5 protein-coding genes and 2 pseudogenes are annotated in these 6,654 nt (G+C 70.1%); 2 read left to right on the forward strand and 5 right to left on the reverse strand.

Features of this window, described 5'->3' with window-relative positions:
- Positions 1–54: 54 nt before the first annotated feature.
- Positions 55–1,182, reverse strand: coding sequence for a quinone-dependent dihydroorotate dehydrogenase (locus AC2W7A_RS07705; RefSeq protein ID WP_485990843.1), 1,128 nt, complete (start codon positions 1,180–1,182; stop codon positions 55–57).
- Between the two features lie 62 nt (positions 1,183–1,244).
- Here AC2W7A_RS07705 and AC2W7A_RS07710 point away from each other — a divergent pair, with 62 nt between their 5' ends.
- Together AC2W7A_RS07710 and AC2W7A_RS07715 are read left to right on the forward strand one after the other, a co-directional pair.
- Positions 1,245–1,421: a hypothetical protein gene (locus AC2W7A_RS07710; RefSeq protein WP_485990844.1), complete on the forward strand. Its 177-nt coding sequence runs from the start codon at positions 1,245–1,247 to the stop codon at positions 1,419–1,421.
- Complete coding sequence (locus AC2W7A_RS07715; protein WP_485990845.1) at positions 1,421–2,344, forward strand: alpha/beta hydrolase; 924 nt, start codon at positions 1,421–1,423, stop codon at positions 2,342–2,344. The genes AC2W7A_RS07710 and AC2W7A_RS07715 overlap by 1 nt, the downstream gene beginning before the upstream one ends.
- 4 nt (positions 2,345–2,348) lie before the next feature.
- Here AC2W7A_RS07715 and uppS read toward each other — a convergent pair whose 3' ends face one another.
- The 4 genes and pseudogenes from uppS to AC2W7A_RS07735 all read right to left on the reverse strand — a co-directional run bounded on the left by uppS (position 2,349) and on the right by AC2W7A_RS07735 (position 6,343).
- A complete protein-coding gene (gene uppS / locus AC2W7A_RS07720; protein WP_485990847.1) occupies positions 2,349–3,101 on the reverse strand; it encodes a polyprenyl diphosphate synthase in 753 nt (250 codons plus the stop codon).
- Between the two features lie 118 nt (positions 3,102–3,219).
- Positions 3,220–3,990 (reverse strand): annotated as a pseudogene (gene recO, locus AC2W7A_RS07725) (DNA repair protein RecO); the annotation flags it as partial.
- Positions 3,991–4,098: 108 nt separating this feature from the next.
- Positions 4,099–5,833: pseudogene (gene leuA / locus AC2W7A_RS07730) on the reverse strand (2-isopropylmalate synthase).
- Between the two features lie 267 nt (positions 5,834–6,100).
- Complete coding sequence (locus AC2W7A_RS07735) at positions 6,101–6,343, reverse strand: hypothetical protein (RefSeq protein ID WP_485990846.1); 243 nt, start codon at positions 6,341–6,343, stop codon at positions 6,101–6,103.
- Between the last annotated feature and the right edge of the window lie 311 nt (positions 6,344–6,654).

A 6,654-nucleotide genomic window follows, 5' to 3' on the forward strand; every position in this document is an offset into this window, starting at 1 on the left:
CCCGCCCTTGGGGCGGCGCACCGTGGGCGCGGTACGTCCGACGAGCGGGCCGGCTCAGCCGCGCAGCCGCCTGCCCAGGCCCGCGTTGATGCGGCCGGCCCAGAACGGCCCCTCGTAGAGGAAGGCGGTGTAGCCCTGGACGAGGTCGGCGCCGAGCTCGAGGCGCTGGGCCACGTCATCCGCGTTGGTGACGCCGCCGACGCTGATCAGGGCGACGTCCTTCGGCAGCTGGGCGCGCAGCAGGCGGAGCACCTGGAGGGAGCGCTCCTTCAGCGGGGCACCGGACAGGCCGCCGGCGCCGATCCGCTCGACCTCGGCGGCGTCGGCCACCAGCCCCGCCCGGCCGATGGTGGTGTTCGTCGCGATCACGCCGTCCAGCGGAAGGGACCGCGCCATGTCCGCGACGGCCACGATGTCCTCGTCGGCCAGGTCCGGGGCGATCTTCACCACCAGCGGCAGATGGCGGTCGGGGACAGCGGCGTCGGCCTCCTCGCGCACGGCGCGCAGCAGCGGCTCGAGGGTGGCGATCTCCTGCAGCTGGCGCAGGCCCGGGGTGTTCGGGGAGGAGACGTTCACGGCGAGGTAGTCCGCGTGCGGGGAGAGCAGGCGGGCGGAGACGCGGTAGTCCGCGGCGGCGTCGGCGAGCTCGACCACCTTGGTCTTGCCGATGTTCGCGCCGAGGACGCGACGGTTCTGCCCGAAGCGCTCGGTCAGGGTGGCGCGGGTGGCGGCCAGGCGCGGCGCCACGGCGGCTGCGCCCTCGTTGTTGAAGCCCATGCGGTTGATCACGGCCTTGTCCTCCACCAGGCGGAACAGGCGGGGCTTCTCGTTGCCGGGCTGGGCCTGGGCGGTGACGGTGCCGACCTCGATGTGCCCGAAGCCCAGGTCCGCCAGCGCCGTGGTGGCCAGCCCGTGCTTGTCGAAGCCGGCGGCGAGGCCGAACGGCGTGGGGAACCGCAGTCCCATCACGGTGCGCGCCAGCCACGGATCCGGGCGGAACGCGGAGCGCAGCAGGGCGGAGGCACCGGTGCGCTCGGCGGCGCGGATGCCGGCCACACCCCTCTCATGGGCCTGTTCGGCGTCCATGCCGGAGAACACGGCGTCGAAGAAGGGCGGGTACACGCGGGGCAGGTTCGAGGTGAGCAGGTTCTCGATCCCGGTCTTCACGGAAGGCAGCTGCATGTGTCCATCATCCCACGCCGGGGCGGCGGCAGCGGAGGCGTCCCGCGCCTACCCTGGTGGGCATGATCCTTCCCGACGACGGCCCCTCGCCTTCCCCATCCGACTCACCCGAGAGGGCGGTCGCCGAGGGGGCGGACTCGGCCCTGTCCCCCGCCGATCCCCGGGAGACCGACGGCGCTGCGCCGGAGCTGCCGGCCCTGCTCACCACCGAGCCAGGCGGGACTGGCAGCCGGATGTGATGGACGGGTTCGAGTCCAAGACGTTCGCGGTGTCCGAGGACGACCAGGGGACCAACCTGGTCACGATCGTCCGGCCCGTCGCCCATGTGAGGGACCGTCACCGCACCCCGGTGCTGCTCATCCACGGCTGGGCGGACTACTTCTACAACGAGCCGGCGGCACGCGCCTTCGAGGAGGCCGGCTACGCGTTCCACGCCCTGGACCTGCACCGCTACGGCCGATCGCTTCGGGAGGGGCAGACGCCCGGATGGACCGATGACCTTGCTTCCTATGATGTGGACCTGGAGGCGGCGTTCGGCGAGATCGGCCGGACCTATGCGAAGAAGCCGGTGGTGGTGGCGCATTCGACCGGCGGTCTGGTGGCCTCCCTGTGGGCGCATCGTCACCCCGGCCGTCTGCAGGCGCTGGTGCTGAACAGCCCGTGGCTGGAGATGCAGGGGTCCACGTGGGTGCGGCACCTGGCCAAGACCATCGTGGACCCGGTGGCCAGCCGCCAGCCCTACGCGATGCTCAAGCTGCCCAAGGTGGACTTCTACTGGCGCACCCTCTCCGCGGAGGCGGACGGCGAATGGGACCTGCACCCGCGATGGCGGCCGCCCACGTCCTTCGAGGTGCCGGCCGCGTGGCTCAACGCCGTGCTCGCCGGCCATGCACAGGTCAAGGCCGGCCTGGACATCCAGGAACCCGTGCTGACGCTGGTGTCACAGAAGGGCTACCGAGGGGCGAAGTACGCGGACGCCATGCGGACCGCGGACATCATCCTGGAGCCGACCGCCATGGCGGCACGGGCACTGAACCTCGGCCGACGCGTCACGGTGCACCGCTACCCGGACGCCCTGCATGACGTCTTCGCCTCACCGGAGGTCATCCGCAACGAGGCCTTTGCCGATGTCCTGCGCTGGCTGGAGGCCTACGGCCGCTGAATTCTCAGCCGGCGGAGCGGTCCACAGCTCCTCCGTAGCGGCGGTCCCGGCGGGCGTAGAGCTCCACGGCCTCGTAGAGGGCGCGGCGGTCCACGTCCGGCCAGAGGATGTCCATGAACAGCAGCTCCGCGTAGGCGGACTCCCACAGCAGGTAGTTGGAGAGGCGCTGCTCGCCGGAGGTGCGCAGGAACAGGTCCACGTCCGGGGTCGGCTCGATGCCGCGAAGGCCGGCACGGATGTCCTTGTCCAGGTAGCGGGTGAGGGTGTCCTCCCGGATGCCCTCGGGCTTCAGCTCCCCGGCCGCCACCTGCTCGGCGATCGCCTTCACCGCGTCCGTGAGGGCAGCGCGCCCGCCGTAGTTCACGCACATGTGCAGGGTGGTGCCCGTGTTGTGCCTGGTGAGCTCCTCGGCAGCACGGAGCTCCTTGATCACGGACTTCCACAGGCGCGGTGCCCGGCCGTTCCAGCGGATGCGCACGTTCCAGGAGTGCAGGGTGTCGCGCTGCCGGCGGAGCACGTCCCGGGAGAAGCCCATGAGGAAGCGGACCTCCTCCGGGGACCGCTTCCAGTTCTCGGTGGAGAACGCGTAGGCGGAGACGTGCCCGATGCCCATCTCCACGGCACCGGCCACAACGTCCAGCAGCGCGGCCTCGCCGGCGCGGTGGCCCTCCGTGCGCGGCAGGCCGCGCTCGTTGGCCCAGCGGCCGTTGCCGTCCATCACGATCGCGACATGCTCGGGCACGAACCGGCGGTCCATGGCAGGCGGCTGCACACCCGTGGGGTGCGCCGGCGGGGTCACGATGGTCCGCTGCCCCGTGGCGGCGGGGTTCGAGTCGGTGCGGTCGCGGCGGGCGGGGCTCATCGGTGCGGGTCCTTCATCGAGGCGGTGCGGGTGGTGCTGCCTGCGCCATCTGCTCGAGCACGGTGAGGGACACCAGCCGACGCTCGACGTGGAACTGCAGGTACGCGCTCACGATACCGGCGGCCTCCCGCACGGACATGTCCGACGCTGCGTCCGCCACGGCCCAGTCCCCCACCTGCAGGGCGGCCAGCAGGGCGATGGTCTCCGGAGCGGGCCGGGACGAGCCGGACGGCCGGCAATCCTCGCAGACCACCCCGCCTACGGCGATGTGCAGGGAGAGGTGCGGGCCCTGCGCCCCGCAGCGGGCGCAGACCGTGAAGGACGGCGCCCAGCCGGCGGCGCTCAAGGTGCGCAGCAAGAAGCTGGAGAGGATCAGAGAAGGCGAGTGCCGTCGTCGGGCGAGGGCCGCCAGGGCCCCATGGAAGAGGCGGAACTGGGCGCGGGCGCCGGACTCGTCCACGGAGCTGATCCGCTCGACGGTCTCGGCCATGGCGGCGGCCAGGGAGAACAGCTCGTAGTCCGTGGCCAGCCAGGTCGCGTACGGGGTGATCAGCTGGGCCTGGGACAGGGTGTGCAGGTCCTTGCGACCGCGGGCGATCTGCAGGGTGGAGTGCATGAAGGGCTCCACCACGGAGCCGAACCGGGAACTCGGCCGGCGCACGCCCTTGGCCACGGCCCGGACGATCCCGTGCTCCGGGGTGAGGATCTCTAAGATGCGGTCGGCCTCGCCGAGCTTGTGGGTGCGCAGGACGATCCCCTCGGTGCGGAAGGAGTTGGCGGTGTAGCCGCCTCCCCCGCCGCGACCGGAGCGTGCGCTGCCGCGCCGGGACGCGGCTCCGCCCGTCGCCCCCGGTGGGGGGCGGCGGCGGAACCTCCTGCGGACACGGTGTGCTCAGTCCTGGTCGCGCAGGGCGCGGTTGACGGCGGAGACCACGGCCTTCAGGGAGGCCTGGGTGGTGTTGTGGTCCAGGCCGACGCCCCAGAGGACGCGGTCGCCGATGGCGGCCTCCACGTAGGCGGCGGCCATCGCGGAGCCGCCCTCGGACAGGGCGTGCTCGGTGTAGTCCAGGACGCGGACGTCCAGGCCGTCCTCGGCGAGCATGGTGAGGAACGCGGCGATCGGGCCGTTGCCGGTGGCCGTGCGGGTGGTCCACTCGCCGTCCCGCTCGACCTCCACGGTCATGCGGAACTCGCCGTCGGCCGGGGACTCGGTCTGCACGGTGCCGAGGTGGTAGGTGCCCCAGCGTCCGGCCTCGTCCTCGGCGGGCAGGTACTCGTCCTGGAAGACGCCCCAGAGGTCGTTGCCGGAGACCTCGCCGCCCTGGGCGTCGGCGAGGGACTGGATGACGTGGGAGAACTCGATCTGCGCGCGGCGCGGCAGGTCCAGGTTGTGCTCGGTCTTGAGCAGGTAGGCCACACCGCCCTTGCCGGACTGCGAGTTCACGCGGATCACGGCCTCGTAGGAGCGGCCGATGTCCTTCGGGTCGATCGGCAGGTACGGGACCTGCCAGAGCAGGTCGTCGATGCCCTTGCCGGCGGCCTTCGCGTCCTCCTCCATGGCCTCGAAGCCCTTCTTGATGGCGTCCTGGTGGGAGCCGGAGAAGGCGGTGAACACGAGGTCGCCGCCCCAGGGGGTGCGCTCGGGCACGGGCAACTGGTTGCAGTACTCCACGGTCCGCTTGATGTGGTCCATGTCCGAGAAGTCGATCTGCGGATCGATGCCCTGGCTGAACAGGTTCATGCCGAGCGCGATCAGGTCCACGTTGCCGGTCCGCTCGCCATTGCCGAACAGGCATCCCTCGATCCGGTCCGCGCCGGCGAGGTAGCCGAGCTCGGCGGCGGCGATGCCGGTGCCGCGGTCGTTGTGCGGGTGCAGGGAGAGGATGGCGTTCTCGCGGCACTCGAGGTTGCGGTGCATCCACTCGATGGAGTCCGCGTACACGTTGGGGGTGGCCATCTCCACGGTGGCCGGCAGGTTGAGGATCATCTTACGGTCCGTGGACGCCTCCAGCACCGTGGCCACCTCGTCCGAGATCCGGCGGGCGAACTCGAGCTCGGTGCCCGTGTAGGACTCCGGCGAGTACTCATAGGTGATCTGCGTGCCCTTGAGCTGCTCCTCGAACTTCTTCACCAGCGCGCGCCTGGGTGGCGATGTCCACGATGCCGTCCTCGTCCTGGCGGAACACCACGCGGCGCTGCAGCACGGAGGTGGCGTTGTACAGGTGCACGATCGCCTGCTTGGCACCCTCGAGGGACTCGAAGGTGCGCTCGATCAGGTGCTCGCGGGCCTGGGTGAGGACCTGGATGGTGACGTCGTCCGGGATGTGGTCGCCCTCGATCAGCTGGCGGACGAAGTCGAAGTCGGTCTGCGAGGCGGACGGGAAGCCGACCTCGATCTCCTTGTAGCCCATGGACACGAGGAGCTGGAACATGCGGAGCTTGCGCTCGGGTCCCATCGGGTCGATGAGGGCCTGGTTGCCGTCACGAAGGTCCACGGCACACCACCGGGGCGCCTCGCTGATGACCTTGTCCGGCCATGTGCGGTCCGGAAGGTCGACGGTGAACTGATCCAGGTACGGGGCGTACTTGCCGAACTTCATGCCGGACGGCTTCTGGACGTTGCGCATGGCGCCTCACCTCTCGACTCGATGTCTGATGGCGTGTGGGACCGCCGCCGGCCGGTATGCCGGAGACGGGGCGGGAACATCGGTGATGGTGGGCCGACCTTCCTCCTGCTCACCATTCCACACCCATCGGCTGTGCGGGGCGCCTGTGGGACACGTCCCGATCTCACCTGTTGGACGGGGATGTCCGGTGGAGGAGAGAAACGTCGGACAGGAACGACGACGGCCGCCCCCTCCTCGGGGAGGGGCGGCCGTTGTCTTGCTGACCAATCAGATCTTGACCCCGTCGACCGTGATCTCAATCCTGGAGCCCAGCGTGCGCATCACCAGCGTGTGGCTGACACCATCCGGCGTCTTGTAGACGGCAGTGGTGATTGTCTCCGCCAGCGTGCTGTAGCTGCCACACACCGGCCGGTTCGCCTCGTACCTGCCGAACTCAGCGGAATAGCCGGTCGAGAAAGTAATACAGCCGTTGGTGGTCGTCGAGGTGATCTTGCTCGGCGCCGCGGTCATCGTGTACTTCTAGGCGGTCTTACGTGCCCCGTCGAGGTACGTGTAAGTGATGTTGCTACCGGTGAGCCCATACGTCGCACCGTTGCTCGGGAGCCAGGCGGGGTCGATGGACGACAGGGGGAAGAGACCGATCTTCTGAGAAGCTCCGGCCGAATTCCGTCGAGTCTACGGGGTGGTGGTGTAACAGGCCCTGAAGCGCCCTGGGTTTCGTTCCGAGGTCAGGACGCAACGGGCGCTGAGTCCTGATCGTGAGTGTAGGCCACCTCGACCTCCGCGGGAGTGCGGTAGCCGAGCCCCTCGTGCAGGCGGGC

This window comes from Micrococcus sp. LASM2_SD2 (assembly GCF_057364565.1).